This window comes from Streptomyces sp. NPDC001410, assembly GCF_042895235.1.
Taxonomy (GTDB): Bacteria; Actinomycetota; Actinomycetes; order Streptomycetales; family Streptomycetaceae; genus Streptomyces.
This window is the reverse complement of sequence record NZ_JBIAWE010000053.1, coordinates 1-2,291: the sequence shown is the minus strand read 5'-3', so window position 1 is coordinate 2,291 and position 2,291 is coordinate 1. Positions and strand designations below refer to the sequence as shown.

Genomic DNA, 2,291 nt, shown 5'->3' with positions numbered 1-2,291 from the left:
TCTCGACGACGGCCGAACGCTGACCCTCTGACGGCGGATCAAAAGTGACCCACTTGGTGATCTTCGTCTGACTCTGACCTTGGTGATCAAGGTCAGGAGGGAAGGTGATCCTCGTGGAGGACTGGGCAGAGATCCGCCGGCTGCACCGGGCCGAGCAGATGCCGATCAGGGCAATCGCACGGCATCTGGGCATCTCGAAGAACACCGTCAAACGGGCCCTGGCCAGCGACCGGCCGCCGCAGTACCGGCGGCCGGCCAAGGGCTCGGCCGTCGACGCGGTCGAGGTGCAGATCCGGGAACTGCTGCGGGAGACCCCGACGATGCCCGCGACGGTGATCGCCGAGCGGATCGGCTGGGAACGGGGCATGACGATCCTGAAGGACCGGATCCGGGAACTGCGGCCGGCCTATGTCCCGGTCGACCCGGTCTCCCGCACGGTCTATCGGCCCGGCGAGCTGGCCCAGTGCGACCTGTGGTTCCCCGACGCGGACATCCCCCTCGGCTATGGGCAGAGCGGACGCCCGCCGGTCCTGGTCATGGTGTCCGGCTACTCCCGCGTGATCGCCGCCCGGATGCTGCCCTCCCGCCGGACCGGCGACCTGATCGACGGACACTGGCGGCTGCTGACCGAATGGGGCGCCGTCCCCAAGACGCTGGTCTGGGACAACGAGGCCGGCGTCGGCCGCGGCCGCCCGACATCCGAGTTCGCCGCGTTCGCGGGCCTGCTCGCCACCAAGATCTACTTGTGCCGCCCGAGGGATCCGGAGGCGAAGGGACTGGTGGAACGGGCCAACGGCTATCTGGAGACCTCGTTCCTACCCGGACGGCACTTCAGCGGACCGGACGACTTCAACACCCAGCTCGCGGCATGGCTGAAGGTCGCCAACCGGCGTGTCCACCGCACCCTCGGGGCCCGTCCGGCCGACCGGTGGGAAGCGGACCGGGCCCAGATGCTCACCCTGCCCGCGGTCGACCCGCCGACCTGGTGGCGGTTTTCGACCCGGCTGGGCCGGGACCACTATGTCCGCGTCGAGACCTGCGACTACTCCGTCGCCCCCGCCGCGATCGGCCACCAGGTCACCGTGCTGACCGACAACGAGCAGGTCATCGTGCTCACCTCCGGCGGCGAGATCGTCGCCCAGCATGCCCGCTGCTGGGCCCGCCACCAGACCCTGACCGACCCCGAGCACGCCGAGGCCGGACACGCGATGCGCCAGGAAGCACGCCGCCGGCCCACCGGACAGATCCACGCCGTCGGCTCCGCCTCCGGCCCGCTCATCGAGGTCGAGCAACGCGAGCTGGGCTCCTACGACCGCCTGTTCACCGTCATCGACGGCGGCGAAGGCAAGGAGGCCGGCTGATGCCCCGCACCCCCACCACCGTCGACGGTGACGCACCCGCACCCGCACCCACTGCCGGCGCGGTCACGAGCCGCAGGACCGGCCAGCAGACCGCCTCCGACCTGGCCTTCCTGGCCCGGGCGATGAAGGCACCAGCCCTTCTCGCCGCCGCCGACCGGCTCGCCGAACGGGCCCACAAGGAGTCCTGGACCCACACGGAGTACCTGGTCGCCTGCCTCCAGCGCGAGGTCTCCGCCCGTGAATCGCACGGCGGCGAGGCACGAGTACGGGCCGCCCGTTTCCCCGCGATCAAGACGATCGAGGAGCTCGACGTCACCCATCTGCGCGGCATGACGCGCCAACAGCTCGCGCATCTGGGCACGTTGGACTTCATCGCAGGCAAAGAGAACGTCGTCTTCCTGGGCCCGCCCGGCACCGGCAAGACGCACCTGGCGATCGGCCTGGCAGTGCGAGCATGCCAGGCCGGACACCGCGTCGCCTTCGCCACCGCCGCCGAGTGGGTCGACAAGCTCGCCGCCGCCCACGAGGCCGGCCGCCTGTCGGCCGAGCTCACCCGACTCGGCCGCTACCCGCTGATCGTGGTCGACGAGGTCGGCTACATCCCCTTCGAAGCGGAGGCCGCGAACCTGTTCTTCCAGCTCATCTCGAACAGATACGAACGCGCGTCCGTGATCGTCACCAGCAACAAGCCCTTCGGACGCTGGGGAGAGGTCTTCGGCGACGAGACCGTTGCCGCCGCCATGATCGACCGCCTGGTCCACCACGCCGAGGTCCACTCCCTCAAGGGCGACTCCTACCGCATGCGAGGACGCGAACTCGGACGCGTCCCCACCGACACACCCGACAACGACTGAACCACCACCCACCGACCACCAACCGGGTCACATTTCAACCGCCCAAAGCGGGTCCGAGTTCAGCCGACGCCGACAG

The 2,291-nt window shown here is 69.8% G+C and carries 2 protein-coding genes; both read left to right on the top strand.

What is annotated here, in order from left to right; all coding sequences use genetic code 11:
• Positions 1 to 104: 104 nt before the first annotated feature.
• The gene (gene istA / locus ACFY3C_RS45705) at positions 105 to 1,361 is read left to right on the top strand and encodes an IS21 family transposase (protein WP_390775185.1); all 1,257 of its coding nucleotides are present in this window, start codon (positions 105 to 107) and stop codon (positions 1,359 to 1,361) included.
• Complete coding sequence (gene istB / locus ACFY3C_RS45700) at positions 1,361 to 2,215, top strand: IS21-like element helper ATPase IstB (RefSeq protein ID WP_390775184.1); 855 nt, start codon at positions 1,361 to 1,363, stop codon at positions 2,213 to 2,215. The genes istA and istB overlap by 1 nt, the downstream gene beginning before the upstream one ends.
• Positions 2,216 to 2,291 lie beyond the last annotated feature (76 nt).

Excerpts from the sequence above, each read along its gene's own strand:
- istB (WP_390775184.1), top strand. The coding sequence starts at position 1,361 with ATGCCCCGCACCCCCACCACCGTCGACGGTGACGCACCCGCACCCGCA.